Consider the following 25,977-nt stretch of genomic DNA (forward strand, 5'->3'; position numbering starts at 1 on the left):
GCCATTAAAAAATGTTTGAACAAACTTTCAAAGCCATAGACGACGTACTCTGGAAAGACGCTGGTTGCTCCAGCGAGCTAGACTACACCGAGCAGACTAGTTGGATGCTCTTTCTCAAATACCTTGATGATCTGGAACAGGAGCGCAAGCTCGAAGCCGAGCTGATGGGCGAAGATTACCGATACATCATCGATGTGGATCATCGTTGGAGTAGCTGGGCAGCGCCAAAAGACGCCAATGGCAGCTTTGACCATAACAAGGCACTGACCGGATTAGACTTGATCGACTACGTTGATGGTGAGTTATTTCCATACCTTAAAGGCTTTAAGCAGCGTGCAGAGAGTCCGGACACCATCGAATATAAAATCGGTGAAATCTTCGGAGAGATCAGAAATAAGATTCAGAGTGGCTACTCGCTTCGTGACGCTATCGAAAAAGTTGATGAATTACGTTTCCGTTCGCAAGTAGAGAAACATGAACTCAGCCACCTCTACGAAACCAAAATCAAAAACATGGGTAATGCTGGAAAGAACGGTGGAGAATACTACACGCCAAGGCCACTGATCCGCGCCATGATTGATGTTACCAAGCCCAAAATCGGTGAGACGATCTATGACGGGGCTGCTGGATCGGCAGGCTTTCTTTGTGAAGCCTACGACTATCTAAGACAAGGTGGCCGTGAGAAAAAGCAGCTCTCAACCAATGATCTGAAAACCCTGCAAGAGCGTACTTTCTATGCCAAAGAGAAGAAGTCGCTGGCCTATGTGATTGCCATCATGAATATGATTCTGCATGGCATCGAAACGCCTAACGTCATGCACACCAACACGCTGGCGGAAAACTTGCAGGATATTCAGCCCAGCAACCAGCATGACATCATCTTGGCCAATCCGCCTTTTGGTGGTAAAGAGCGTAAGGAAGTACAGCAGAACTTCCCCATCAAAACCGGTGAGACTGCCTTCCTATTCCTGCAGCACTTTATGAAAACGCTCAAGCCCGGTGGCCGTGCCGCAATTGTTATCAAAAACACGTTTTTGAGTAATACCGATAATGCGGCCATTGCACTCAGAAAGGAGCTGTTGGAAAACCACAACCTGCATACTGTGCTGGATTGTCCCGCCAAGACCTTCTTGGGGGCGGGGGTAAAAACCGTGGTGCTGTTCTTTACGAAAGGCGAGCCGACGCAAAAAGTCTGGAACTACCAGCTTGATCCCGGCCGCAGCCTGGGCAAAACCAACCCACTTCATGATAAAGATCTAGAAGAGTTTGTGACATTGCAAAAAGGCTTTGAAGATTCGGACAAATCCTGGTCAATTAATGTTGAAGATTTAGATCAGACCAACTGGGACTTGTCAGTCAAAAATCCCAATGCCAAGAAAGAAGCCGAGCTCCGCGATCCTAAGGACATCATTGCTGAGATTATTGCCTTAGATAAAGAGAGTGAAGCGATACTGGCAAAGATTCAGGAGTTGGTTTGATGCCTTGGTCTAGCCATAAATTAGGAGACTTCTGTGAAGTAATAGCTGGCCAGTCTCCCGAAGGTAAATACTATAACGATTCAGGTGACGGACTGCCTTTTTACCAAGGCAAAAAAGAGTTTGGTGAACGTTACATTGGAGCACCTCAGAAATGGACTACAAAAATTACTAAGAAGGCAAATTCCGGTGATATTTTGATGTCCGTCAGAGCACCCGTAGGACCTATAAATATCTCAATAGAGCAAATTTGTATCGGTCGTGGACTAGCTGCAATTAGAGCTTCAGATAAGTTGGATAGAGACTTTCTATTTTATTACTTGCTCTCAAAGCAGGACGAAATTCAAGGTAATGAGGGTGCAGTATTTGCTTCAATCAACAAATCACAAATTGAAGAATTAAGCATTTCATATGTGGACTTGAAAGAACAAAAACGCATCGTCGCCATCCTCGATCAAGCCTTTGCTGACATCGACAAAGCCCGCGCCTTAACCGAACAAAACCTCAAAAACGCCCGCGAACTGTTTGAAAGTTACTTGCAGCAGGTGTTTAACCAGCTTGGTGAAGAGGTTGTCCAAACATCGCTTGGAAATATTTGCTCGTTTAAGCATGGCTTCGCATTTAAAAGCGAATATTTTGTAGATGATTCTGCTTTAGTTTTGCTTACACCTGGCAACTTTTATGAGGAGGGGGGTTACAGGGACCGAGGGCATAAACAAAAATATTACGACGGTCCTTTTCCTCAAGAGTTTCTGCTTTCAAAAGGTGACCTTTTAGTTGCTATGACTGAGCAAGCGGAAGGGCTGTTGGGTTCACCTGCTCTAATACCTGAAGATGAAGTATTCCTTCATAATCAACGGCTTGGTTTGGTGGATATTAAAAGTGAGTATAGCGAGTCTGTTGATCTTGAGTTTCTCTATCACCTCTTTAACACTAAGTATTTCAGAGCAAAAGTTCAGGAAACTGCGAGTGGTTTAAAGGTCAGACATACATCGCCAAAAAAAATGGAAGCAATTAAAGTATCGATTCCGACAAGTCTCAATCAACAAAAGACGATTGCTAAATCACTTTTTAACCTCAAAGAAAAGTGCAATCAGCTCGAAAGTATCTATCTTCTTAAGCAAGCAGAGTTGGAAGACCTTAAAAATTCACTCCTCCAAAAAGCCTTCTCGGGTGAGTTGACAAAAGATAAACAAGAGGCTGCAGCTTAATGGCAAATGCAAGGATGCGTAATGAAGCTGATACCCGCGCCGATCTCATCGACCCCAAGTTGATTGAGGTTGGTTGGGGGGCGATAGAAAACAGTTATATTCGTCGTGAAGTCAGCATTACCAAGGGACGCATTATTGGCGCGGGAAAACGTGCTTCGGCATTGAGCAGCGACTATGTACTGGAATATCAGGGCCGTAAACTGGCGGCGATTGAAGCTAAAAAAGAGAGTCTGAGTTATACCGAGGGCGTGCGTCAGGCCAAAGACTACGCCGAGCGATTGCAATGCCGGTTTGGTTATGCCACCAACGGACACGACATCTACCAGATTGATCTCGAAACCCATGAAGAAAAGTTGGTGGAGGCATTCCTCAGCCCTGAAGAAATCTGGCGGTTAACCTTTGACCCCACTCAAAAACCGGGTGATAAACAGACCGAGCCTGACTTTGCTGCCGTCTGGCGTGAACGCTTTGCTCAAATTCCGTTTGAGGCGAAAGGCGATTGGCAACCGCGTTATTATCAGGAAAATGCCATTAATAATGCTTTGGATGCTATCGCCAAGGGCGAAGAACGCATTTTGCTGACACTGGCAACCGGTACAGGTAAGACCTGTATTGCTTTTCAGGTTGCATGGAAGTTATTCCACAGCCGTTGGAGTTTGAGTGCCCAGCGCGAGCCAGAAGCCGCCAAGAAACGGCCTCGTATTCTGTTCCTCGCTGATCGTAATGTATTAGCTAACCAAGCCTTCAATGACTTCGGTCCATTTGGTGAAGATGCCATCGTGCGTTTAGAGCCGAGTGAAATTAAAAAGAAAGGGGCTGTACCCAAAAATGCCAGTGTGTTTTTCACCATCTTTCAGACCTTTATGTCTGGTACGGATGAAGACGGTAATCCTGCCCCGTACTTTGGTGATTATCCGGAAGATTTCTTCGACTTTATCGTCATCGATGAGTGTCATCGGGGCGGGGCGAATGACGAAAGTACCTGGCGTGACATCCTCAATTACTTTTCACCGGCGGTGCAACTGGGTCTAACCGCTACACCAAAGCGCACCGTCAACGCCGATACATATACCTACTTTGGTGAGCCTGTTTACACCTATGCACTCAAGGAAGGTATCAACGACGGCTTTTTAACGCCTTTCAAGGTGCTGCCAATCGTCGGCACTATGGATGAGTATATTTATACGCCCGGTGATGGTTTGATCATCAAAGGCGAACCTGAACAGGGCAAGGTATACAAAGAAGGCGACTTTAACCGCGTTATTACCATTCCCGAACGGGAAAAAATGCGTGTCCACTATTGGATGGATCGCTTTAATCCTCATGAAAAAACGCTCGTGTTCTGTGCAACGCAAGAGCATGCAGGCATGGTGCGTGATTTCATCAATCAATACGCTGTAGAGAAGGGCTGGACAACAAACTCGAACTATTGTGTCCGTGTCACCGCTAATGACGGCAGTGCCGGTGAAAATGACCTGAAAACCTTTCAGGATAACGAGAAGACTATTCCGACTATTTTAACCACCTCTCGAAAGCTCTCCACTGGTGTAGATGCCCGTAATGTACGCAACATCGTTTTGATGCGGCCGTGTAACAACATGATTGAGTTTAAGCAGATCATTGGTCGTGGCACACGAATGTACGATGGTAAGGATTACTTCACCATCTACGATTTCGTGAAAGCTCACTATAACTTTGCTGATCCTGAGTGGGATGGTGAACCTGAGCCAGTAGAAGTATGTGAAGAGTGTGGCAAGAGACCTTGTAGCTGTGAAAAGCCTGATACGCCACCCACAGGGTACTGCAGCAAGTGTGATAATGAACCTTGTATCTGTGAGAAGCCAGAACCACCAGTATGCGAGGATTGTGGCCAGCGCCCTTGTGTTTGTGAAAAGAAAATCGTGATCAAACTTTCTGATGGCAAAACACGAACAATCCAACATATTTCCTCTGCATTGTATTGGAGTCCAGAAGGTAAACCCATTACCGCCAAAGAGTTTGTTGAGCGTATGTTTGATGACCTGCCTCAGTTCTTTGGTGACGAAGACCAGTTACGTGCGATCTGGAGTGACCCGACAACTAGGGACAAATTGTTAGAGGACCTTGCCGAAGCTGGCTATGACAATGAAAAGCTAGACAGCATGAAAGACCTGATCGATGCCAAAGACAGTGATGTCTATGACGTATTAGCCTTTGTTGCTTATGCTAAAGATGCTCAGACCCGTCAACATCGCGTGGACCATGCTAAACCGGCCATCAAGTCCGCTTTTGCAGATCCTAAGCAGCAAGAGTTTATTGACTTCGTACTGATTCAATATATTGGTCACGGTGTTGAGGAGCTATCACTGAATAAAATGAGCGACTTGCTTGAGCTTAAGTATAACTCTATCCATGATGCGGCTGACTATCTTGGATCTACTGCTGTTATCCGCGAAGCATTTGTTGGGTGTCAAAGGTATTTGTATGCCTGACATTGCCAATAATTATGGACTCTCTTAATTTTCTCTGATTCACTTTGAGTTGAATCTTTGAAATAATCATGTGTCTTCAATTGTGAGTGTCCAGTCAGAGTCCTGCTCATAGTTGAGCCTAGTCATCAACTTAGATCGCCATGCAAACTAAAATAGAAAAAATAGATATGCTCTTACAGTTTGCCTTATTGGCGGCGGGTGAAGAGGATGACCGCTTTGACAGACAACTTGGGCCTATCCACCTAATCAAATACGTATATCTCGCAGATCTACACTACTCCCAGAGTCATCAAGGGAAAACATTCACAGGTGTTGATTGGAGGTTCTATCACTTTGGAGCATGGTCTGAGACAGTCCATTCAAGAATTGAGCCTGCGCTTAAAGCTATCAAGGCCAGTCAATATAAATTTGAAAGTGATTTTGGCAAAGATGATTGGGTTAGGTGGGAAGCTCAAGATGGAAAGAGATTACAGGACCTCTCGGAAAAACTGCCTCTCGCCATCACGGGGAAATTAAAAAGGCAAGTACACCAGTACACTAAAAACACCACCGAATTGCTCCATTTAACATACGGCACTCCTCCTCTTCTAAATGCGGCCCCTAATGAATATTTAGATTTTTCTGTTGAAGATGTTGATGCTCAGGCCGGTGAGAGTGATTTGAGGATTTCATCATTATCAAACAAAAAAACTAAAACTTTCAAAAAGAACATGCAGGAGCTGAGAAGTCTCTATCAAAAAAAACACAGTCAGCGGAAACGAAAAAAACTAGTCAACCCTGCGCCAAACTCTAGACAGGATGATGTTTTAGAGAAAGGTATTAGGTGGCTTGAGTCACTCTCCGGCGAGGAGTTTTCAGAAGAGAAGATTGTTGCAGAATTTGATGAGGATGTATGGAAGTCACTAACAAGGAAAGGACATGACGTATCCGGATGATTGTTTACAGTCAATGGTTTTACCCAACAACTGGTGGGTCAAAACAGATAGTACGAAGTTGGAAAAGGGGGCGCTGGTATTCGCGTTCGCACCTCATGTTGATCAAACCCCATATACTTTCGAACCAACTGGAAGAAAAGACCCAACCGTCCATAACTCTGCAGTAGTTAAAGTATCTCCATTGAGGGTGAATCAACCCCTTAAGTCTACTGATTTACCGGTTGCGGCTATGACTCTCAATGACAGAGAGGTTTGGTCAGCTCATCGAGCAAAGAAACGCCCTTGCATAGTTTTTAGTAGTGAGTCCGTGCCGGTCAGTAATGAATTGATCAAAGGCAAGTCAAAGCACGCCACAGCTCCAACTTTTCTAGCCGCCCCATGTTATGGCGTAGACCAGGGAAAGCGTGCAGGTTATAGCCCTGAATTTGTCGAAAGGGTGCGACATCTAGAGTACCCTCAGTTTCACTGGGAAAGTTTACCCATAAATTCAAAGGGGACTAGTGAGTCAATAGTGAGGCTTGATCACCTGCAGCCCTTCGGGACTCATTATCATGCTTATGCGCATTCTGGGTATGTTCTCTCTGAGGGAGCTATGGAGCTTTTGGATGACCAGCTTTATTGGCTACTCAATGGTGGAGTAGAGGAAGACAGTATCATCCTTGATTACAGGGATCTGATATCAGAAACCTTTGAGTGACAAACACTAATTGCACTCTAACTAGCGTCATATAGGGGCAACTCAAGGGGCAACAAACTAAATTTTTTTAATTTAATATATACTTATCAACCCCTTAAAGGGTGAATTTTGAGTCTGCCGGGGACGCCACTCAGTTGGTAGCCATTTAAGCAGATAGATATTGAGCTAACTTGCTGGCGCTTATATAAGCTGACTCAATGCGCCCTTTGATTAAGCCGTCACCACATACGGCTATTTGATCTGTTTTATCCACTAGAAATGGATTGCCTGATTGTTTCGGAGCGTTGGCATACACCCATCTCTTGACGTCACGATAAGCGATATTATCCGCTGCGATTTGTGTAATGTCGGCGAGACACGTGAGCATGTGATTTTCCACATACTGTAGATCTTCATTTAAGTGTGCATCAGCCCAAGCATTGGTCGCATGGACCACAATCGAAGGGATTTCTGACCTTTCAGGTTTACTGCTGTTTTTAGATATCCAACTGATGTCGTGGTTTCTGATCAATGCAGCATTAAACCCGAGGTCCTGTTCGTTTTTTGGTGCCACTCGAAGCGCGAAACAGGCCTGCATAGTGATTGCTGATAATGTCGTCTGAAAGGTGTGTTCGGCAGCCAGGAGTTGACTAACTTGTGGTGGCGGCATTGTTAAAACAACCCAGTCATACGCGCCAAGTTCGGTATCGTCTTGGAGAAGTTGCCAGCCACTCGCCGTCTTTTTTAACTCTGTGATAGTGGTTTCGTAATGTATGGTCAGAGGTTCTGCCAGCCAATTTCCAATTGCTGACATATTAGGTGTGCCGACATAATGCGGGTAGCTCTCATCCCAGTCTCTTTCGGAGCAAATATCTGTGTGGTCGAATTCAATAAAATGACCATTCCAAATGCCCACAACTCCTTTGGCTTGCATTTCATCAACAAAAGATTGAAAAGCACTGGTTTTAGCGGTAAAAAACTGTGCACCGTAATCGAAATCTACGCCACCAATGACTTTGCTGGTAACGCGGCCCCCCGGGCGATCTGCTTTTTCGAATAGGGTAACGTTGAACTTATCTTGAAGTTTATGGGCTAGAGTCAGTCCACTGATACCTGCCCCGATGATGGCTAAACGTGTCGTTGGCATCGTGAGTCCGAGTTGATAACTTTGTTTGTAATGAGATTAATCAAATACAAAACGGACTGAGTTTCAGCGCTAAAGTTCAGCGATGAGCATGTGTTGTCAGATATAGAGTGTTATGTCGGCTTCGCTGGCGAACTCTAGGAAGGTGGCTGCACCGCCTGAGCTGATTCCATCAACAAAGTCTTCGTGTTTGAAGTCAAACAAGTCTACCGTCATTTGGCAGGCGATGAGTTCGACGCCCGATTCAATACAGATCTCGCGTAGTTGCTCGACACTGGCGACCCCTTTCTTTTTTAGCTTTCGCTTCATCATCCAAGTGGCAAAACCTTGCAAGCCTGGTAAAACCTGCACAATGCTGGGAACAGGGACGGGCATTGGCATAGCGGGGTTACCCAGTGGTGAGACTTTGAGTGATAATTCCTTGTTGAGCAGTTGTAAGCCATAAAAAGTGAAAAAGATTTTGGCCTCAAATCCTAATGCAGCAGCAGTTGATGCCAGCAGAAAAGGGGGGTAAGCACCATCTAAGGTGCCTTTGCTAGCAATAATGGCGAGCTTTTTAGGCATTGCTGGCACCTTTTTCCAGAATAAAATGAATTTTTCCGTTGGCTTCAGATGTCTCAACCAGACTGTTTCCCGTCATCTTGCAAAACGCAGGGATATCTTTGTTAGCTCCCGGATCTGTTACGATGAGGTGAAGGCGCTGACCTGCTGCCATCTCGTTGAGTGCTTTGCGTGCTTTGAGCACGGGCAAGGGACAATTTAAACCTGAGGTATCAATTTCTGCATCGAATTCTGACATACTTGCTACCGACCAATCGTTGTATCAATCCTTAATGATAAACGGAATTACATTCATTGTCTTGCTGGAACCCCGGTGTCGGGGGATAGGTCTATGCTCTGTATGAAACGCTACTTTTTACTTTTTATGCTTCTTTTTCCGAGCCTGTTTATTTTAAACAGCTATGCGGTGAATATTGCGTTGCCAGAAATGGGCGACAGTGCGGGAGCATTGGTTTCACCAAGAGAAGAGTATGACATCGGGCAGGCTTTTTTCTGGCGATTGCAACAAAATACAGAGCTAGTTGAAGACCCCGAAGTTAATAGTTACATACAAGCTTTGGGTTACAAGCTGGCAGCTAATAGCGATGAGCCTACGCTCGACTTCACTTTCTTTATGGTGCCTGACCCATCAGTCAATGCGTTTGCTGCTCCGGGTGGATTTATCGGCGTGAATGCTGGCTTGTTGCTCACCGCGGAAAGAGAGGATGAGCTGGCGTCAGTCATGGCGCATGAGATTGCACACATCACGCAGCGTCATATCCTTCGAAGTTTTGAACGACATAAACGAATGACGGTGCCCAGAACAGCCGCTATGATTGCTGCAGCTTTATTGGGGATCGCTGACCCGAGAGCCGGGCAGGCAGCCATTTTGGCAGTACAAGGTGGTGATATTCAGAGCATGCTGGATTACAGCCGTGCGCATGAATCTGAAGCGGATAACCTTGGTATGCAGACATTAGTTGCTTCAGGCTTTGACCCTCATGCTATGCCAAGTTTCTTTGAAAAGTTGCAACAGGCTAGTCGTTATTACGGCGGTGACTCTGTACCTGAATTTTTGCGAACGCATCCCGTGACGTTATCGCGGATAGCCGATGCGCGAGGTCGCGCGGTTAACTACCAAAAACAGCAGCAACCCAGTGATGAACTACAGTTCTATCTAATTAGAGAAAAGTTGCGGGTGATGATGGCAGATAAATCATCTGATTTACTCAAGCACTATGAACATGTTTTAGCGGAAGATAGTAATAAAAACAAAGATCCACTTCACTATGGCTATGCATTGGCATTATTGAAGGCTGGGCAACATACCAAAGCGCGAGCAACGCTACAGCCATTGCTGGATAAAGATCGTGACCGTCTTGCCTATCAACTGGCTTTGGCTGACATTGAATTAGCTGTTGGGCGTGTGTCGACGGCATTGTCGATTTATGAAGAAAATCAGCGCTTATACCCTGATGACAAAGCATTAAGCATGAAGCAGGTCCATGCTTTATTGAGAACCGGGCGTCCTCAAGATGCCGCTAACTTGCTACAAACGCAACTTGATTTGGGTGAAAATTCACGTGATGTCTTCAAGCTTATGGCACAGGCGAAAGGCGATATGGGGCAGAAAAGTCAGGCACACACTTGGTTGGCTGAGTATTATTACCGCTCAGGTTTGCTGAAAGCGGCGGCAGACCAATTACGCTTAGCTGCTGAAGCTGCCGGTCACGATGAATACCAACGCGCTAAAATAGCTTCTCGCTTGCGTGAAGTTGAAAAGGCACTCGCCCAGATGGAACAGTAAGACATGACGCATCAACCTGATAATAACCGACGTAAACTCATCAAAGGCGCAATCTCTGCCTCAACCTTAGCGATTGTTGCCGCTAGTGGTCTGCTATTACCTAAACGCGTGCTCGCACACTGGCCGAGCGATGCCTTTACCGCCGCGACTGTTGAAGATGCCTTGCTCGCTTTGGTGGGGGATGCTGAAGTAGTTGATGATAAGCTTGTGAGCTTTAAAGTTGGTGCGCCACCCAGCTATGCCGTTAATGGCGCATCGGTGCCGGTAGAGGTGCGAAGCTCATTACAAAATATCGAACGCATTGCCATCTTAGTTGATAAGAACCCCAACCCATTGGCAATGAGTTTAGAAATGACGCCCGACATCGCTTTACCATTCAAAAGCATGATTAAAGTTGCCGAAGACTCGGAAGTAATTGCAGTGATTCGAGCTGATGGTAAGCTCTACCGAACATCACGCAAGATTGAGGTAGATATTGGAGGCTGTGCCTGATGGCCATTAAAGCCAGAGACAGAATCAGAGCGAAGCTCAAAGAGGGGCAGACAACAGTCCGTGTTTTGCTCGCCCATCCTATGCACACTGGCAGAGGCGAAAATGAACAAGGCGAGTTGATAGCAGCGGAATTTATCCAGGATATTCGCTGCTGGCGCAATGACAATGAAGTGCTGACCATCAAATGTGGCACGGCAACGGCGCGCAATCCCTATTTTTCATTTCAGCTCACTGGGGGAGCTGCGGGTGACAAGATTATGATTCGTTGGGTCGATAACCTTGGCGCTAAGGGCGTGGCTGAGACCTTTCTTCAATGAGTTTAAAGCTTAAGGTTAATCTCTTTTTCACAATGTTATTGCTGGTGTCTTTACTGGCCAGTACCGGGGTATTGATTTCTAATGCTCGCCACTCTGTGCAAAATGAAGTGGAAGACACGATGAACTCTGCCGCTAGGCTGATTACCCTGACCCTTGCGGATCAGCCATTGACTCGTGATCTCGGCATCAACGAACAAATGCATGAAATGGTTAAAGCGTTGAGTGAGATCCGTAGCCTGCACATTCTTATGTTCGACTCCCAAGGTCTCTTATTTGAAGGCCAGCCAGATGAAAACATTGAATCTGAGCCACCTAAGTGGTTTGTGGATGTTTTGTTCCCCAAAGTCACACCTTTATCAAAACGTTTCGGTAATGGTCATATGGTGATCTATGCGGCACCGATGCAGGAGATCAGTGAACGCTGGTTGGATATTCGAAGCATTCTGGCTCTGGGGTTAGTGATCTTTGTTTTTGTCAGTATCTTTTTGTATTGGGGGGTGGACTGGTTCTTAAGACCGTTACAACGGTTGTTGCAAGCGCTGTCAGGCTTTGAGCGTGGTGATTTACACCTGCGATTGCCGAATTTTACCTTGGCTGAGATGAACCAGATCAGTCATACCTTCAATCGAATGGGGCAGGCTTTAGAGCTGAGCACAGCCGAAAATCAACGGCTAGCGATGCTGGTAAGACAATCCGGTGACGCGATCTTATCACTCGATCATGCTGGCAATATCACCTTTTGTAATTCAACGGCAGAGCGATTGTTTGCCTCACAAACACCTATTCTAAAAGGTGAGTCGCTGGCACACCTTGGTTTTGCAAATCACTATAAACAGATTTCTCATATTCTTGAAAACTGTGAAAGTACGGAAAACATGGAAACTGTTTTAGTGCGTCCAGATGGCAGCCAAGTCGACTTACTACTCTCCACCGTACCGCTATCAGATAACGAGGATAGGGTGATTGGGCTGATTTGTACACTGAGAGATATTACTGAACTTAAACAAGCTGAGGCCGCCAGAAACCAGCTACGTGAAACACGTTTACTTGCCAAACATATGGACGAGGCTCAGGAAGCGGAGCGACGTCATCTTGCGCGTGAGTTACATGATGAATTAGGGCAGTGTTTGACCGCCATTAAAACGGATGCAGTCTTAATCAGAAATAGAACTGAAACGACTGAACCACGTGTGTTTAACAGTGCGCAAGCCATTATCGATACTGCCAGCCATATCTATGATGTTGTGCATAATATGATTACCCGGCTGCGCCCGAGCCCTTTAGATGACTTAGGACTGGTACCAACATTGGAGCAGTGTATTGCCAGTTGGCAGTCACGTGAGACTACGATTAACTTCCAACTAGATGTTAATGGTACGCTTAATAATCTGAATGAAATAATGAATATGACAGTCTTCAGGGTGGTCCAAGAAGCGATCACCAACGCTGTTCGTCATGCCGATGCGTCGGAGATTAAGGTCAAGGTCTCGGCTGAACAAGGCAGCGAAGACGATAAGCTAATTATTGATATACAAGATAATGGCAAAGGCATGGTAGTGAAAGATTTTCACTCAGATGTTGATTTTGGCCTGTTAGGCATGCGAGAACGTGCACAGAGCCTCGGTGGTAAGTTTGAACTAAATAGTGAGCCCGGCGCGGGAGTCAGAATATTGATTACCATTCCACTCGGAGCGGATAAAACCTTATGAACCAGAATCTAACGACAGTCTTATTAGTGGATGATCACGAACTGGTCAGGGCAGGTTTCCGGCGACTACTAGAAGATGGTGATAAATTCACTGTGATTGCTGAAGCAGGGAGTGGCGAGCAAGCAGTTCAAGACTTCAATAAACATCATCCTGATGTTGTCGTGATGGATATTTCAATGCCTGGTATTGGTGGTGTAGGGGCGATTGAGAGGATCATTGCCCGTGAACCTTCTGCCAAAATTTTGGTGCTCAGTGTTCATGAAGACAGTGTGTTTACTACCAGAGCAATGCAGGCAGGTGCTTTAGGCTTTATTCCCAAGCGAAGTGCGCCAGAAGAAATGTTGCGTGCAGTAGAAATGGTGGCACAAGGTAAAACCTGTATTGCTCCGGAAATTGCACAGCAATTAGCGATGCAAAAACTGACGGGCTCAGAAAACCCAATTGATGTATTAAGTCAACGTGAGTTTGAAGTGTTTCGTTTACTGGCTGAGGGGAAAACAGTGAATGACATTGCCGATATTTTGAGCCTCAGCCCGAAAACGGTGGGCACACATCACACCAGTATCAAACAAAAACTTAATGTATCAAACTCGGCTGAACTGGCTAGGTTAGCCATTCGCAGCGGTTTGTTAGACGCATAGAGTTAAATTAACCAGATACGGTTTGCTGCAATTCAGGAAAATCCTGAGTGAGGTCGAGCAAATTCCTCTCTTGTTTGTTGCTGAGAATGCATATGATGAGAACCAAGTCAGAACTTAAAGACTTTGTAACCAACAAAAGTGAGGTGATTATCATGTGGACTAAACCAGAATATTCAGACATGCGTTTCGGTTTCGAAGTAACAATGTACATCTGCAACCGTTAATACGCAGTAAAAAGATTTATAAAAAAAGCCCCGGTCTCGACCGGGGCTTTTTTTTGTCTAAAGGATCGCATCGCTTACTGAAATAGGAGTTTCTCCTATCACCGAAACTTAGGGCTGGCACTATAATGGTGGTTTTTTCATGAGCCTTGCTGAATGAACCTTAGATTCAGACTTAATCTTGTTGTTACTTTGGTGCTATTGGTCATTTTATCAATCGGTGCAGTAGTGGTCATTCATAATGCGCGTCAGAATGTTCAGGCCGAAGTACAATCTACTATGGATTTGGCGCTTCACATGTTGAACGCCGAATTAGCCAATTTTAACCACAACGATCGACAGACAGACTTTACTGTAGACGTATCACCATTTAATCTCAAAAATTTGTCTGGTGTACGTCACTTACGAATAGCCTACTATGATCACCATGATCGTTTGATTGAAACCAACCAGTCCGTTGGCGTGGATCATAAGCAGCAGCCTCCCTCTTGGTTTATGGGGCAAATGAATCTAGCACTGGAATCTGTCTCAGAAAAAGTATTACCCATCGCTATTAACGACAAAGTAATGGGCAAGTTAGTCATCAGTCCTGAGCCTGGCAACGAAGTCAGAGAGGCTTGGCAAGAGACGAAAACGATGTTGGGTCTGATTGTTATGTTTTTTCTTGCCGTCAATGTCTTATTGTACTTTGCTGTTGCACGCTCGCTTAAGCCGATTGACACCATTACTGAGGCGCTATCCGATAGCGAAACAGGTCAGTTGGATAGACGATTGCCTATCTTTGATTTACCTGAAATGGCGAATATCAGCCATAAGTTCAACCTGATGGCCAGCACATTACAGGGCAGCATTAACAATAATCATCGTCTTACTCAGCAAATTATTCGTCTACAGGAAGCTGAACGAAAAAAACTGGCACATGACCTACACGATGAAATAGGTCAGCACTTAACAGCCATTCATGTTGATGCCTCTGCCATAAAAACCAGCCCAAATTTGGATATAGCCAAAAAAAGTGCAGAAGCGATTGATGAAGTTGTACGTCGAATGATGGAGATTGTTCGCACTATGTTGCATCAATTACGTCCTGACGGACTGGATGAGCTGGGTTTTGTAGTAGCTCTGCAAGAGCTGGTAAATAACTGGCGGGAAAGACATCAAAATATTGATGTGGAAGCCGATTTTAATGGCGATTTTCAGCGCATTGACGAAACAGTACAGCTGACTTTATATCGAGTCATGCAAGAGTGTCTGACCAATATTAGTAGACATTCTCGAGCCAGACAGGTTTGGGTTTCACTCACCGAAAATGAGCAGGCTATCAAGCTGGAAATTGCCGATAACGGACAAGGGTTTGATTTGCAGCAGCACAGTTACCGATTTGGGCTAGCGGGTATGAAAGAACGTGTGGACAGTGTTCATGGTGAGTTTGTAATTAAAACAGCGCTCAACGAAGGTGTAACAATTGACGTTAGTATTCCAAAACAAGGAGGTTTTACATGAGCCTAGCGATTCGTGTCATGTTAGTTGATGACCATGCGGTTGTACGCTCAGGGTTATGCCGTTTATTGGAGCAAAACACAGATATTTCTGTGGTAGGTGAAGCAGAAAGTGGTGAACAAGCCTATCAAACCTATCCGGAGATTAGTCCGGATGTGTTAGTGATGGACATGTCGATGCCTGGCATGGGAGGGCTGGAAGCGGTACGCCGCATTCTCAACCGGTGGTCTGGTGCCAAAGTCATTATGTTTTCAATGCATGAAAATGCGACGTATGCGATTCAATCATTAACAGCAGGCGCAATGGGGTATGTCGCCAAGTCGGGACATGCTGAAGACTTGGTAAAAGCAGTACGAGAAGTCAAAAGTGGTAAGAGTTTCTTGAGTTCGGATATGGCTCACAAAGTGGCGCTTCAGAGTTTGGCCGGCGACGACAATCCAACCCAGAGGCTTACTTCACGTGAATTTGAAGTGTTTCGTTTACTTGCTGAGGGTAAGTTGGTGGATGACATTGCGAGCCGTCTCAATATCGGACAAAAAACAGTGGCTAATTACCAAACTAGCCTTAAACAAAAATTGGGCATACATTCACCTGTTGATTTGGTTCGTTTGGCGATGAAATATGGCGTCATTATGGAACAATAAAAAATATATTTTTCAATAATCTAGCGTCTATATTCCCAGTCTGAGTAGGATTCTCTCCTGCTCAATTCGGGAGCATCTCATGGTGCTTGCATTGCCTTAGCAGCATAAAGTCTTATTACGCGTACATGAGTGGAGTCTAGCTGTGTACATTGCGAAATAACAAAATAATAGGGATTTAATTATGAAGCTGAAAACTCTGTCATTAGCCATGATGTCCTTGGCAGTACCAGGTCTGGTTGCTGCTGATGAACTGGCAACGATGCAAGAAAATGAAAATAACTGGGTCATGCCAGCCGGTAACTATGCTAACCAGCGTTACTCTGAGCTGACTCAAGTCAATAAAGAGAATGTCAAAGATTTGAACATGGCATGGTCTTTCTCAACAGGTGTTTTACGTGGTCATGAAGGTAACGCCTTGGTTATCGACGGCACCATGTATGTACATACCCCATTTCCTAACATCGTATTCGCGTTGGATTTGAACAACGACGGTGCAATCAAATGGAAATATGAACCAAAACAAAACTACGACGAAACTGTGCCAGTTATGTGCTGTGACACGGTTAACCGTGGTCTGTCATACGGCGATGGAAAAATCTTCCTGAACCAAGCTGACACAACCTTAGTTGCCTTGGATATGACTAATGGTGAAGCTCTTTGGTCACATAAGCGTGATGATGCAAAACGCGGCGCAACCAGTACAGCGGCAGCCCATGTATTTAAAGATAAAGTGTTGGTCGGTGTATCTGGTGGTGAGTTTGGTGTGCGTGGTTACATCAAAGCATACAGCCTAGATGGCGAAGAGCTTTATACCGCTTATAGCACCGGTCCTGATGACGAAATGCTGGTTGATCCAGAAAAAACCACGTCAATGCTGAAACCCATTGGCAAAGATTCCTCTTTGAAAACATGGCAAGGCGACCAATGGAAAATTGGTGGTGGTACAACCTGGGGTTGGTATTCTTACGATCCTGATTTAGACATGTTCTATTACGGTAATGGTAACCCATCCACATGGAATCCAGTACAACGACCAGGTGACAACAAATGGACCATGTCTCTGTGGGGGCGTGACTTAGACACCGGTATGGCGAAATGGGTTTACCAAATGACGCCGCATGATGAGTGGGACTTTGACGGTGTTAATGAAGTGATCCTGGCTGAACAAAAAGTCAGAGGCAAAATGCATAAGACTGCTGTTCACTTTGACCGTAACGGTTTTGGTTACACCATGGATCGCGAAACAGGTGAATTGCTTGTTGCAGAAAAATTTGACCCAGCAGTTAACTGGTCAAACGGCGTTAACCTGGAAACTGGTCGTCATGACCGTGTAGCGAAATACTCCACTGCACGTAACGGCGAAGATGTGAACACCACGGGTATCTGTCCTGCGGCATTGGGTTCTAAAGACCAACAGCCAGCCGCTTACTCACCACGTACTGGCCTGTACTATGTACCGACTAACCACGTGTGCATGGACTACGAGCCATTCGAAGTTGAGTATGTTGCAGGTCAACCATACGTTGGTGCGACATTAAGCATGTTCCCTGCACCAGGTGGTACTCACTTGGGTAACTTCATTGCATGGGATGCACGTGTCGGTAAAATCGTCTGGTCAAACCCAGAACGTTTCTCAGCATGGTCAGGTGCTTTGGCAACTGCCTCTGATGTTGTGTTCTACGGTACGCTGGAAGGTTATATCAAAGCTGTTGATGCACAGAGTGGTCGTGAGCTTTGGCGTTTTAAAACAGCGTCAGGCATCATCGGTAATGTTAATACATACAAGCACCAAGGTAAGCAATACATCTCTATCCTGTCTGGTGTAGGTGGTTGGGCCGGTATCGGTATGGCTATCCCTAGCTTAGAAAACGATTCAGATGGTCTGGGCGCAGTCGGTGCATACAAGTCACTGTCTAGCTGGACTAACTTAGGTGGTATTTTGAGCGTATTTAGCCTGTAAGACCAAGACCCAATTAGATTAAGCAATTAATCTAACAAGTCTGATAAAAGGCTCGGTGTCGTAAGATGCCGGGTCTTTTTAATATCAACTATCTTATAAAGTAAGAGTGAGTTAATTAGCTGTATCCACGCCCTTTTGTAATGGGAAATGGAAAAGGTGTTACCTAACAAGAATCTGATATTATTTTTATATAAGCTGGTATTATCAAAAGTTAAAAAGACGGCCTCTTAAATTTTTACGTGAGACTTGATCATTCGTTTTTTTGCATAAAGGTGTAAAAATAATGATTAGAGTGATTTTGGTTGATGACCATGTGGTGGTTCGCACCGGCGTTAAACGATTGCTGGAGGAACAAGCAGATCTGAGAGTCATTGCTGAAGCTGCAACGGGTGATGATGCCTACAAGCTTTATCAGCAATATCAGCCAGATGTATTGATTCTAGATATGAATATGCCCGGGTCCAGTGGCCTAGCGACTTTAGGACAATTGATTGCGCGTTATGTAAAAGCCAAAGTCATTATGTTTTCAATGCATACTGAGGTGAGTTTTGCGGTTCAGGCAATCAGTGCTGGGGCAAAGGGCTATGTCTTGAAGTCCAGCACGCCAGAAGAAATGATCCAAGCAGTACGGCAAGTTGCATCAGGTAAGAGTTACCTAAGTGCAGAAGTCGCCCAGAACATCGCGCTACACAACCTCTCTCAAGAAAACGATCCAACCCGCGTTTTGACACCCCGCGAGTTTGAAATCTTTCGTTTACTGGCTGAAGGCGCTGAAGTCGATATGATTGCCAGTACACTTAAAATTGGCCACAAGACTGTGGCTAATTATCAAACCCAACTTAAGCATAAACTCAATATACACACACCAATCCAACTCGTCAGATTAGCGCTCAAGCATCACATCATTAGTCTACATTAGGTATTTTTCGCAGTTACTTCAGCTAAACGTCGGGAAAAACTCCTATGTCTGCGGGGAGGGAATCATAGTGAAGGTTGGGAAACTTCGGCATAAAGTATCTCTAGTGTGGTTAGCGGTTCTATGGCCACCATTAAAACCTTAAAAACAAGAGGTATTACAAAATGAAGCTGAAACCATTAACACTCGCTATGATGTCATTGGCCGTTCCCGGTCTGGCAGCAGCTGACGAGCTAGCAAAGATGCAGCAAGATCCTAACAATTGGGTCATGCCAGCCGGTAACTATGCTAACCATCGTTATAGCGAATTAACCCAAATCAACAAAGACAATGTCAAAGATTTGAACATGGCGTGGTCTTTCTCAACCGGTGTTTTACGTGGTCACGAAGGTAATGCTTTGGTCATGGACGGCACTATGTATGTTCACACTGCATTTCCTAATATCGTATTCGCGTTGGATTTGAACAACGACGGTGCAATCAAATGGAAGTATGAGCCAAAACAAAACTACGACGAAACTGTGCCCGTTATGTGCTGTGACACGGTTAACCGTGGTCTGTCATACGGCGACGGAAAAATCTTCCTGAACCAAGCTGACACCACATTGGTAGCGTTGAATGCTACTGACGGTAGCGTTGTATGGTCTGATAAACGTGACGATCCAAAACGTGGTGCAACCAGCACTGCGGCGGCGCACGTATTTAAAGATAAAGTACTGGTTGGTATCTCAGGTGGTGAGTTCGGTGTACGTGGTTACATCCAGGCTTATGACTTAGACGGTAACACTCTGTACAAAGCGTACAGTACCGGTCCTGACGAAGAAATGCTGATCGATCCAGCTAAAACGACTTCTATGCTGAAACCAGTTGGCAAAGATTCATCTTTGAAAACATGGCAAGGTGACCAATGGAAAATTGGTGGTGGTACAACATGGGGTTGGTATTCTTACGATCCTGATTTAGACATGTTCTACTACGGTAACGGTAACCCATCTACATGGAACCCAGTACAACGTCCAGGTGACAACAAATGGACCATGTCTCTGTTTGGTCGTGATTTAGACACCGGTATGGCGAAATGGGTTTACCAAATGACGCCTTTCGATGAGTGGGATTACGATGGTGTGAACGAAGTGATCCTGGCTGAACAAAAAGTCAGAGGCAAAATGCATAAGACTGCTGTTCACTTTGACCGTAACGGTTTTGGTTACACCATGGATCGCGAAACAGGTGAATTGCTTGTTGCAGAAAAATTTGACCCAGCAGTTAACTGGTCAAATGGCGTTAACCTGAAAACCGGTCTGCATGATCGTGTAGCGAAATACTCCACTGCACGTAACGGCGAAGATGTGAACACCACGGGTATCTGTCCTGCGGCATTGGGTACGAAAGACCAACAGCCAGCGGCTTACTCACCACGTACCGGTCTGTACTATGTACCGACTAACCACGTGTGCATGGACTACGAGCCATTCGAAGTTGAGTATGTTGCAGGTCAACCATACGTTGGTGCGACATTAAGCATGTATCCAGCACCAGGTGGTACTCACTTGGGTAACTTCATTGCATGGGATGCACGTGTCGGTAAAATCGTCTGGTCAAACCCAGAACGTTTCTCAGTATGGTCAGGTGCTTTGGCAACTGCCTCTGATGTGGTGTTCTACGGTACGCTGGAAGGTTACCTGAAAGCAGTCGATGCTCAAACTGGCCGTGAATTGTACAGATTCAAAACGCCATCAGGCATCATCGGTAACGTCAACACTTACAAACATGGTGGTAAACAATACGTTTCTATCCTGTCTGGTGTAGGTGGTTGGGCTGGTATCGGTATGGCTATCCCTAGCTTAGAAAACGATTCAGATGGTCTGGGCGCAGTCGGTGCATATAAAGCACTGTCTAGCTGGACTAACCTGGGTGGTGTACTGAGCGTATTTAGCCTGTAAGACCAAGACCCAATTAGATTAAGCAATTAATCTAACAAGTCTGATAAAAGGCCCGGTATCGTAAGATGCCGGGTCTTTTTTTATGTCTGAAATAATCTCAATAGGTAGCTTTTATAGAACTAAAATTGTATGGAGCAACACAGTAATGTTATAAGCCACCACCTCATAACAAAAAGTGATTAAAAGCTAGATGTGGTGCGATGTTCAGCACGGTAACTAAATCAGGAAAATCCTGAATGGCAAGGCGGGGAATCCTGACGTCAGTTGCATGATTGCTGTGTAGCATTATCAGCGTTACCCGAATGGTTCGGGTGACGACTATCTAAAAATAATTTTTGAGAGGATATAACTATGTGGACTAAACCTGAATATTCAGACATGCGTTTTGGTTTTGAAGTAACCATGTACATCTGCAACCGTTAATATCGGTTTCGGTGTATGTCCGGGGCTTTGTGCCCCGGGCAACGTTAAACCCGATAAGATTTGTTAAAGTGGTATCCGGTTTAACACGAATTTAAAGGACGGTTATGTTTGTACACGTACTAGGCTCAGGCGCAGGCGGTGGTTTCCCTCAATGGAATTGTAACTGCGTTAACTGCAAGGGTGTCAGAGAAGGCACGGTTAAAGCGAGCCCACGCACACAGTCATCAATTGCTGTCAGCGCTGATGGCAAAGATTGGGTATTGTTCAACACCTCACCCGACATCAAGAAACAATTGGATGACTTCCCGGCTTTGCAGCCTGCGCGAGAGGTACGTGATACTGCGATCACTGCGATTGTTATAACCGACGCGCAGATTGACCATGCTACCGGTATGCTGACCTTGCGTGAACACAATAAACCCTGGGAAGTGTATACCACCAAAGCGGTGTACGAAGATTTGACCACAGGCTTTCCTGTATTCAACATTCTCGGTCACTTTCGCGGTATTAATCACCACGAAATTGCCACCGATCAAAGCTCTTTCACTATACCAACAGCAGACGGTTTGATCTTTACTGCGGTTCCTCTGAAGAGTGAAGCACCGCCGTACTCACCACATCGACATAACACCGTGCCCGGTGACAATATTGGCATCAAAATTGAAGATACCCGTACAGGGCGCAACTTGTTCTACGCACCCGGTTTGGGAGTGGCAGAACCGCACGTACTTGAGTATATGAGTAATGCTGATGCTGTTTTGGTTGATGGCACTGTCTGGACTGATGATGAAATGTCTAATGAAGGTATCAGTGATAAGCGTGCTCAGGAAATGGGCCACCTGGATCAGTCCAGTGAAGGCGGCATCATGAGTATTCTCAACGCGATGCAGAAGCCACGCAAAATTTTAATCCACATTAATAATACTAACCCGATTCTGAATGAAGAGTCGGCACAAAGGCAGATCCTGAATAAGGCCGGTATTGAGCTTGCCTATGATGGAATGGATATCGAACTATAAAACTGCCAAGCAGTGTTGAGAGGAATAATAATGTCAGAAAAACCAGCCCCATGGTCACGTGAAGAATTCGAACAAAAACTGCGTGATAAAGAAGCGATGTATCACATCAATCATCCGTTTCATAAGCTGATGCATGCCGGTAAGTTGAGTCAGAAACAGGTTCAGGGTTGGGTAGCGAACCGTTTTTACTACCAAACAGCGATACCTATTAAAGACGCTGCGATTATGGCTAACTGCGATGATGCGTCCGTACGCAAGCACTGGGTACAACGTATTCTTGACCATGATGGTTACGAAAACGAAGAAGGTGGCATTGAGGCGTGGTTGCAATTGGGTGAAGCCGTTGGTCTGACGCGTGCAGAACTCGAGTCTCATGAACATGTCTTACCAGGTGTCAGGTTTGCGATTGATGCCTACGTTAATTTCGCCCGTCGCGCCTCATGGCAGGAAGCTGCAGGTTCATCATTAACCGAGTTGTTTGCCCCTAAGATCCATAAGGCTCGACTTGATAATTGGCCAGATCTATATCCATGGATCGATGAAAGTGGTTATCGTTATTTTCGTAAACGTCTGAATGAAGCTCGTCGTGATGTAGAGCACGGCCTACAAATTACATTGGATTACTGCGATACTCGCGAAAAACAACAACGTGCAGTTGATTTGCTGCAGTTTAAGTTGGATATCTTGTGGACAATGTTAGATGCGATGTGGATGGCATACATCGAAAACCGTCCGCCTTATTGCATGGATGTGGAAGTAACAAAATGACAGAGCGCGTATTTAATGTAGATAGTGTGCCAGTACTGGCGCTGGGTTACCGTTTCCAATGGGAACCAGCACAAGACTGCTACGTACTGCTTTACCCGGAAGGCATGGTGAAATTAAATCCTGCTGCCGGAGAAATCTTAAAGCGCGTCAGTGAAAAAAAACAAACCGTAGGCGAACTCATCGCTGAACTCAAGGCTGCTTTTAATGGCGCCGACCTGGACGATGACGTCTATCAGTTTTTGGAGGAAGCTCATGGCAACGACTGGATCAGACCAGAATAAAGCGCCTGGCAGCACCGGTGGTGCTGTTGGGATTAATGCAAACGAGAACATCAGACAACCGTTATGGTTATTGGCTGAGCTCACATACGCTTGTCCGTTGCAGTGTCCGTATTGTTCAAATCCGATGGATTTTGCGGATATCAAAAAAGAGCTCACTACAGCAGAGTGGGTTGAAGTATTCAAGCAGGCGCGTGCCATGGGCGCGACCCAATTGGGTCTGTCGGGTGGAGAGCCACTGACACGTCCGGATATTCTTGAACTGATTCAAGAAGCGCGTAACCTTGGTTTTTACACCAACCTGATAACTTCTGGTATTGGTTTGGATGCCACGAAAGCGAAAGCCTTTAAAGAAGCTGGACTGGATCACATTCAGGTGAGTTTCCAGGCCAGTTCTGAAGACTTGAATAACTTGATTGCGGGTACAGATGCGTTTCAACATAAAATTGAAATGGCGAAAGCGGTCAAAGCGGCAGGCTACCCGATGGTATTGTGTTTCGTAACCCATCGTCAGAATATCGATCAGATTGATGAAATTCTGGACCTGGCGATTAGCCTTGATGCCGATTATGTCGAGTTAGCAACAACGCAATATTACGGCTGGGCAATGCATAACCGTGATCAATTGATGCCATTGAAAGAGCAACTTGAACGTGCTGAAGCGACGGCACATCGGTATCAAGAAGAACAGAAAGGCAACATGAAGATTTACTATGTGGTGCCTGATTATTACGAAGAACGTCCAAAAGCCTGTATGAATGGCTGGGGTAATGTATTCCTGACTGTCACACCTGATGGTACTGCGTTGCCGTGTCATGCCGCACGTGAATTGCCGGGTATGGAATTGCCTAATGTGCGTGATTTGAGCATTAGAGATATTTGGGAAGGCTCTAACGATTTTAATCGCTTCCGTGGCTTTGACTGGATGAAAGAGCCGTGCCGTAGTTGTGATGAAAAAGAAAAAGACTTTGGTGGTTGCCGTTGTCAGGCCTATATGCTGACGGGGGATCCGGCCATGGCTGATCCGGTTTGTACCAAATCTCCAGATCGTCACCTGATTGATGAAGCGATTCAGCGTGGCAGGGATGAGGCTGAGAAAACACCACAGGAAGCTAAACCTCTAGTATTTAGAAACCCTAAAAACTCCAAAGAAATCAGTGGCCTCTAATTTTGCGATTCGTACCAACGGCCTGACCAAGCAATATGGTCAGGCCGTTGCTGTTAATAAGCTTGACCTTACCATTAAAGCAGGACAGTTCTACGGCTTGCTTGGACCTAATGGTGCGGGCAAAACTACTACTATTCATATGCTCACAACGATGACGTCACCCACACAAGGCGATGCCTGGATTGCTGGGCAGTCAGTACTAACTGATCCCGTGGCAATTCGCGGTACGGTTGGCCTAGTATTTCAGGACTCAGCTTTAGATCGCATGATGACGGTGGATGAAAACTTGAAATTCGCCGCCGCTCTCTACAAGCTTCCGCCAAAACAGGCGACGGCACGTATTGAAGAACTGCTTACTATTTTCGGTTTGGAAAACAAGCGACATATGAAGTTAGTCGCTTTATCCGGTGGTCAGCGCCGCGCGGTAGATATCGCACGCGGTGTGCTACACCGACCTGACGTTCTTTTTCTTGATGAACCGACGATTGGACTCGATTTGCCTAATCGTCGTGCTATTTGGCGCTTTGTCGAGCAATTACGAAAAGAAGAAGGGATGACAGTGTTTTTAACCACGCATTACCTGGAGGAAGCGGAAGCCTGTGATTGGGTCGACTTTATTCAGAAAGGTAAATTGCAACAGGGGGGCTCACCCAACACGTTGATCCGTGGTTTAGCTACTTATATCTTAGAGATAGATTGTGCTGATACTGAAGCGGTTTACCACAAGCTGAGCGCCGATTTCGGGCAGCCTATCTGGGAAGATAATCATCTAAGTTTCAGGGTCATCGACAATAAAGTCGATTTCTCGCAGCTACAAAAGTCGCTAGGAAATGCGGTCAATTCTTTGCAGTGGCGTAAACCCAACTTGAATGACGTTTACCTCTGGACAGTCTGTCCACCGCAGACTGGAGCCGTAGTATGAGTAATTGGTTAGCGGTAAAAGCCGTGGTGGGCCGTGAGTTAAGTAAAGTGTTTCGTCAGCGTGGTCGTTTGATTAGTTCAATGGTGAGACCGTTGATCTGGCTGCTGGTTATCGGGAGTGGCGTCGGAAGTATGCTTCAAGGGGAGCAGCAAAGCGGCTATCTCACCTTTTTAGTGCCCGGTATTGTGGCAATGACGTTGTTATTCGCGGCCTTACTTTCTGCATTGACTTTGGTTTATGACAAAGAGTTCGGTGTGATGCGAATGATGATGATTGCACCTATCGAACATTATTGGATTGTGGTGTCGAAAATAATTGCGGCTACCATTACGGCGATGGTGCAGGCCGCGATGCTGCTGGTGATATTAGCTATTATTGGACTGGTTGACGTTAATATAGCGTTGTTGTTGTTAGTGCCCGCGCTTGCTACCGCTATCTGCTGTGCGGCGATTGGCGGCTTAATTGCCGCGTGGTCAAAAACGCTGGATAACTTTGCGGTGATTATGAATTTCTTCATTTTTCCACTGTTTTTCTTGAGTGGCGCTTTGTATCCAGTGAGTCAATTACCCGAGTATCTGAAATATATCGTGTTAATCAACCCGTTCAGTTACGGTGTCGATTTAATGAAACACGCAGTGCCGGCAGCGGAGAGTGACTTTTCTATCATCACGGATATCACAGTACTAAGCGTATTCTCGATCGCGGCGATAGTCGTCGCGTGCTGGCGTTTTTCCAGAGAGTCGGTGCATGAGCCTTTGTTTCATCGTGTAACCGGGAAGAAAGGCTAAGGTAGAACC

Annotated in this window: 26 protein-coding genes; 23 read left to right on the plus strand and 3 right to left on the minus strand. The window is 45.6% G+C overall.

Annotated elements, in window-relative coordinates:
• The first annotated feature begins 11 nt into the window (after positions 1-11).
• The 5 genes from MDMS009_RS09145 to MDMS009_RS09165 all read left to right on the plus strand — a co-directional run bounded on the left by MDMS009_RS09145 (position 12) and on the right by MDMS009_RS09165 (position 6,789).
• Positions 12-1,478, plus strand: a complete 1,467-nt coding sequence (locus MDMS009_RS09145) for a class I SAM-dependent DNA methyltransferase (protein ID WP_008291344.1) — start codon at positions 12-14, stop codon at positions 1,476-1,478.
• The gene (locus MDMS009_RS09150; protein WP_008291444.1) at positions 1,478-2,686 is read left to right on the plus strand and encodes a restriction endonuclease subunit S; all 1,209 of its coding nucleotides are present in this window, start codon (positions 1,478-1,480) and stop codon (positions 2,684-2,686) included. The genes MDMS009_RS09145 and MDMS009_RS09150 overlap by 1 nt, the downstream gene beginning before the upstream one ends.
• Positions 2,686-5,157, plus strand: a complete 2,472-nt coding sequence (hsdR, locus tag MDMS009_RS09155) for an EcoAI/FtnUII family type I restriction enzme subunit R (RefSeq protein WP_008291424.1) — start codon at positions 2,686-2,688, stop codon at positions 5,155-5,157. Before MDMS009_RS09150 ends, hsdR begins: the two co-directional genes overlap by 1 nt.
• Before the next feature lie 140 nt (positions 5,158-5,297).
• Positions 5,298-6,092 (plus strand): hypothetical protein, encoded by a 795-nt coding sequence (locus MDMS009_RS09160; protein WP_008291509.1) that lies wholly within the window; start codon positions 5,298-5,300, stop codon positions 6,090-6,092.
• Positions 6,076-6,789, plus strand: a complete 714-nt coding sequence (locus MDMS009_RS09165; protein ID WP_008291265.1) for a hypothetical protein — start codon at positions 6,076-6,078, stop codon at positions 6,787-6,789. Before MDMS009_RS09160 ends, MDMS009_RS09165 begins: the two co-directional genes overlap by 17 nt.
• A gap of 145 nt (positions 6,790-6,934) precedes the next feature.
• On the opposite strand, the gene MDMS009_RS09170 is transcribed toward MDMS009_RS09165, so the two are convergent.
• The 3 genes from MDMS009_RS09170 to MDMS009_RS09180 form a co-directional block, all read right to left on the minus strand.
• Positions 6,935-7,915: an NAD(P)/FAD-dependent oxidoreductase gene (locus MDMS009_RS09170; protein ID WP_008291567.1), complete on the minus strand. Its 981-nt coding sequence runs from the start codon at positions 7,913-7,915 to the stop codon at positions 6,935-6,937.
• Between the two features lie 96 nt (positions 7,916-8,011).
• Positions 8,012-8,476 (minus strand): sulfur carrier protein DsrE2, encoded by a 465-nt coding sequence (dsrE2, locus tag MDMS009_RS09175; RefSeq protein ID WP_008291547.1) that lies wholly within the window; start codon positions 8,474-8,476, stop codon positions 8,012-8,014.
• Positions 8,469-8,711 (minus strand): sulfurtransferase TusA family protein, encoded by a 243-nt coding sequence (locus MDMS009_RS09180; protein ID WP_043888138.1) that lies wholly within the window; start codon positions 8,709-8,711, stop codon positions 8,469-8,471. Before MDMS009_RS09180 ends, dsrE2 begins: the two co-directional genes overlap by 8 nt.
• A 126-nt stretch (positions 8,712-8,837) precedes the next feature.
• Between MDMS009_RS09180 and MDMS009_RS09185 the strand changes: the two genes are divergently transcribed.
• The 18 genes from MDMS009_RS09185 to MDMS009_RS09260 all read left to right on the plus strand — a co-directional run bounded on the left by MDMS009_RS09185 (position 8,838) and on the right by MDMS009_RS09260 (position 25,968).
• A complete protein-coding gene (locus MDMS009_RS09185) occupies positions 8,838-10,259 on the plus strand; it encodes a M48 family metalloprotease (RefSeq protein ID WP_043888253.1) in 1,422 nt (473 codons plus the stop codon).
• Between the two features lie 3 nt (positions 10,260-10,262).
• Positions 10,263-10,751, plus strand: a complete 489-nt coding sequence (locus MDMS009_RS09190) for a thiosulfate oxidation carrier protein SoxY (RefSeq protein ID WP_008291543.1) — start codon at positions 10,263-10,265, stop codon at positions 10,749-10,751.
• Positions 10,751-11,068 carry a thiosulfate oxidation carrier complex protein SoxZ gene (gene soxZ, locus MDMS009_RS09195; protein ID WP_008291633.1) on the plus strand — a complete coding sequence of 106 codons (318 nt, stop codon included), beginning with the start codon at positions 10,751-10,753 and terminating at the stop codon, positions 11,066-11,068. Before MDMS009_RS09190 ends, soxZ begins: the two co-directional genes overlap by 1 nt.
• Positions 11,065-12,777 (plus strand): ATP-binding protein, encoded by a 1,713-nt coding sequence (locus MDMS009_RS09200; protein ID WP_008291453.1) that lies wholly within the window; start codon positions 11,065-11,067, stop codon positions 12,775-12,777. The genes soxZ and MDMS009_RS09200 overlap by 4 nt, the downstream gene beginning before the upstream one ends.
• Positions 12,774-13,418, plus strand: coding sequence for a response regulator (locus MDMS009_RS09205; protein WP_008291401.1), 645 nt, complete (start codon positions 12,774-12,776; stop codon positions 13,416-13,418). The genes MDMS009_RS09200 and MDMS009_RS09205 overlap by 4 nt, the downstream gene beginning before the upstream one ends.
• A 152-nt stretch (positions 13,419-13,570) precedes the next feature.
• Positions 13,571-13,642: a pyrroloquinoline quinone precursor peptide PqqA gene (gene pqqA, locus MDMS009_RS16275; RefSeq protein WP_081443609.1), complete on the plus strand. Its 72-nt coding sequence runs from the start codon at positions 13,571-13,573 to the stop codon at positions 13,640-13,642.
• 153 nt (positions 13,643-13,795) lie between these two features.
• The gene (locus MDMS009_RS09210) at positions 13,796-15,142 is read left to right on the plus strand and encodes a sensor histidine kinase (RefSeq protein ID WP_043888140.1); all 1,347 of its coding nucleotides are present in this window, start codon (positions 13,796-13,798) and stop codon (positions 15,140-15,142) included.
• Positions 15,139-15,783: a response regulator gene (locus MDMS009_RS09215; RefSeq protein WP_008291285.1), complete on the plus strand. Its 645-nt coding sequence runs from the start codon at positions 15,139-15,141 to the stop codon at positions 15,781-15,783. The genes MDMS009_RS09210 and MDMS009_RS09215 overlap by 4 nt, the downstream gene beginning before the upstream one ends.
• A gap of 181 nt (positions 15,784-15,964) precedes the next feature.
• Entirely contained in the window at positions 15,965-17,743 is a 1,779-nt protein-coding gene (locus tag MDMS009_RS09220) for a methanol/ethanol family PQQ-dependent dehydrogenase (RefSeq protein ID WP_008291558.1), read from the plus strand.
• A 283-nt stretch (positions 17,744-18,026) separates the two neighbouring features.
• The gene (locus MDMS009_RS09225) at positions 18,027-18,662 is read left to right on the plus strand and encodes a response regulator (RefSeq protein WP_008291695.1); all 636 of its coding nucleotides are present in this window, start codon (positions 18,027-18,029) and stop codon (positions 18,660-18,662) included.
• A gap of 161 nt (positions 18,663-18,823) precedes the next feature.
• A complete protein-coding gene (locus MDMS009_RS09230; protein ID WP_008291263.1) occupies positions 18,824-20,602 on the plus strand; it encodes a methanol/ethanol family PQQ-dependent dehydrogenase in 1,779 nt (592 codons plus the stop codon).
• A gap of 351 nt (positions 20,603-20,953) precedes the next feature.
• Positions 20,954-21,025 (plus strand): pyrroloquinoline quinone precursor peptide PqqA, encoded by a 72-nt coding sequence (gene pqqA, locus MDMS009_RS16090; RefSeq protein ID WP_081443609.1) that lies wholly within the window; start codon positions 20,954-20,956, stop codon positions 21,023-21,025.
• Positions 21,026-21,129: 104 nt separating this feature from the next.
• Positions 21,130-22,044 carry a pyrroloquinoline quinone biosynthesis protein PqqB gene (gene pqqB, locus MDMS009_RS09235; protein WP_008291516.1) on the plus strand — a complete coding sequence of 305 codons (915 nt, stop codon included), beginning with the start codon at positions 21,130-21,132 and terminating at the stop codon, positions 22,042-22,044.
• A gap of 30 nt (positions 22,045-22,074) precedes the next feature.
• On the plus strand, positions 22,075-22,812 hold the full coding sequence (gene pqqC / locus MDMS009_RS09240) for a pyrroloquinoline-quinone synthase PqqC (protein WP_008291457.1): 738 nt from the start codon (positions 22,075-22,077) through the stop codon (positions 22,810-22,812).
• Positions 22,809-23,093 carry a pyrroloquinoline quinone biosynthesis peptide chaperone PqqD gene (pqqD, locus tag MDMS009_RS09245; protein WP_008291278.1) on the plus strand — a complete coding sequence of 95 codons (285 nt, stop codon included), beginning with the start codon at positions 22,809-22,811 and terminating at the stop codon, positions 23,091-23,093. The genes pqqC and pqqD overlap by 4 nt, the downstream gene beginning before the upstream one ends.
• Positions 23,065-24,258 carry a pyrroloquinoline quinone biosynthesis protein PqqE gene (gene pqqE, locus MDMS009_RS09250; protein WP_081443614.1) on the plus strand — a complete coding sequence of 398 codons (1,194 nt, stop codon included), beginning with the start codon at positions 23,065-23,067 and terminating at the stop codon, positions 24,256-24,258. Before pqqD ends, pqqE begins: the two co-directional genes overlap by 29 nt.
• The gene (locus MDMS009_RS09255; RefSeq protein ID WP_008291334.1) at positions 24,248-25,180 is read left to right on the plus strand and encodes an ABC transporter ATP-binding protein; all 933 of its coding nucleotides are present in this window, start codon (positions 24,248-24,250) and stop codon (positions 25,178-25,180) included. The genes pqqE and MDMS009_RS09255 overlap by 11 nt, the downstream gene beginning before the upstream one ends.
• Positions 25,177-25,968, plus strand: coding sequence for an ABC transporter permease (locus tag MDMS009_RS09260; protein WP_008291296.1), 792 nt, complete (start codon positions 25,177-25,179; stop codon positions 25,966-25,968). The genes MDMS009_RS09255 and MDMS009_RS09260 overlap by 4 nt, the downstream gene beginning before the upstream one ends.
• The last annotated feature ends 9 nt before the right edge of the window (positions 25,969-25,977 follow it).

The sequence above is a fragment of the Methylophaga thiooxydans DMS010 genome, from assembly GCF_000156355.1.
In the GTDB taxonomy this organism is placed as follows: Bacteria; Pseudomonadota; Gammaproteobacteria; order Nitrosococcales; family Methylophagaceae; genus Methylophaga; species Methylophaga thiooxydans.

What these genes read in the sequence shown, in the direction of transcription:
- MDMS009_RS09145 (WP_008291344.1), top strand. Translation starts at nt 12, where the DNA reads ATGTTTGAACAAACTTTCAAAGCCATAGACGACGTACTCTGGAAAGAC.
- MDMS009_RS09150 (WP_008291444.1), top strand. Translation starts at nt 1,478, where the DNA reads ATGCCTTGGTCTAGCCATAAATTAGGAGACTTCTGTGAAGTAATAGCT.
- hsdR (WP_008291424.1), top strand. Translation starts at nt 2,686, where the DNA reads ATGGCAAATGCAAGGATGCGTAATGAAGCTGATACCCGCGCCGATCTC.
- MDMS009_RS09160 (WP_008291509.1), top strand. Translation starts at nt 5,298, where the DNA reads ATGCAAACTAAAATAGAAAAAATAGATATGCTCTTACAGTTTGCCTTA.
- MDMS009_RS09165 (WP_008291265.1), top strand. Translation starts at nt 6,076, where the DNA reads ATGACGTATCCGGATGATTGTTTACAGTCAATGGTTTTACCCAACAAC.
- MDMS009_RS09170 (WP_008291567.1), bottom strand. Translation starts at nt 7,915, where the DNA reads ATGCCAACGACACGTTTAGCCATCATCGGGGCAGGTATCAGTGGACTG.
- dsrE2 (WP_008291547.1), bottom strand. Translation starts at nt 8,476, where the DNA reads ATGCCTAAAAAGCTCGCCATTATTGCTAGCAAAGGCACCTTAGATGGT.
- MDMS009_RS09180 (WP_043888138.1), bottom strand. Translation starts at nt 8,711, where the DNA reads ATGTCAGAATTCGATGCAGAAATTGATACCTCAGGTTTAAATTGTCCC.
- MDMS009_RS09185 (WP_043888253.1), top strand. Translation starts at nt 8,838, where the DNA reads ATGCTTCTTTTTCCGAGCCTGTTTATTTTAAACAGCTATGCGGTGAAT.
- MDMS009_RS09190 (WP_008291543.1), top strand. Translation starts at nt 10,263, where the DNA reads ATGACGCATCAACCTGATAATAACCGACGTAAACTCATCAAAGGCGCA.
- soxZ (WP_008291633.1), top strand. Translation starts at nt 10,751, where the DNA reads ATGGCCATTAAAGCCAGAGACAGAATCAGAGCGAAGCTCAAAGAGGGG.
- MDMS009_RS09200 (WP_008291453.1), top strand. Translation starts at nt 11,065, where the DNA reads ATGAGTTTAAAGCTTAAGGTTAATCTCTTTTTCACAATGTTATTGCTG.
- MDMS009_RS09205 (WP_008291401.1), top strand. Translation starts at nt 12,774, where the DNA reads ATGAACCAGAATCTAACGACAGTCTTATTAGTGGATGATCACGAACTG.
- MDMS009_RS09210 (WP_043888140.1), top strand. Translation starts at nt 13,796, where the DNA reads ATGAACCTTAGATTCAGACTTAATCTTGTTGTTACTTTGGTGCTATTG.
- MDMS009_RS09215 (WP_008291285.1), top strand. Translation starts at nt 15,139, where the DNA reads ATGAGCCTAGCGATTCGTGTCATGTTAGTTGATGACCATGCGGTTGTA.
- MDMS009_RS09220 (WP_008291558.1), top strand. Translation starts at nt 15,965, where the DNA reads ATGAAGCTGAAAACTCTGTCATTAGCCATGATGTCCTTGGCAGTACCA.
- MDMS009_RS09225 (WP_008291695.1), top strand. Translation starts at nt 18,027, where the DNA reads ATGATTAGAGTGATTTTGGTTGATGACCATGTGGTGGTTCGCACCGGC.
- MDMS009_RS09230 (WP_008291263.1), top strand. Translation starts at nt 18,824, where the DNA reads ATGAAGCTGAAACCATTAACACTCGCTATGATGTCATTGGCCGTTCCC.
- pqqB (WP_008291516.1), top strand. Translation starts at nt 21,130, where the DNA reads ATGTTTGTACACGTACTAGGCTCAGGCGCAGGCGGTGGTTTCCCTCAA.
- pqqC (WP_008291457.1), top strand. Translation starts at nt 22,075, where the DNA reads ATGTCAGAAAAACCAGCCCCATGGTCACGTGAAGAATTCGAACAAAAA.
- pqqD (WP_008291278.1), top strand. Translation starts at nt 22,809, where the DNA reads ATGACAGAGCGCGTATTTAATGTAGATAGTGTGCCAGTACTGGCGCTG.
- pqqE (WP_081443614.1), top strand. Translation starts at nt 23,065, where the DNA reads ATGGCAACGACTGGATCAGACCAGAATAAAGCGCCTGGCAGCACCGGT.
- MDMS009_RS09260 (WP_008291296.1), top strand. Translation starts at nt 25,177, where the DNA reads ATGAGTAATTGGTTAGCGGTAAAAGCCGTGGTGGGCCGTGAGTTAAGT.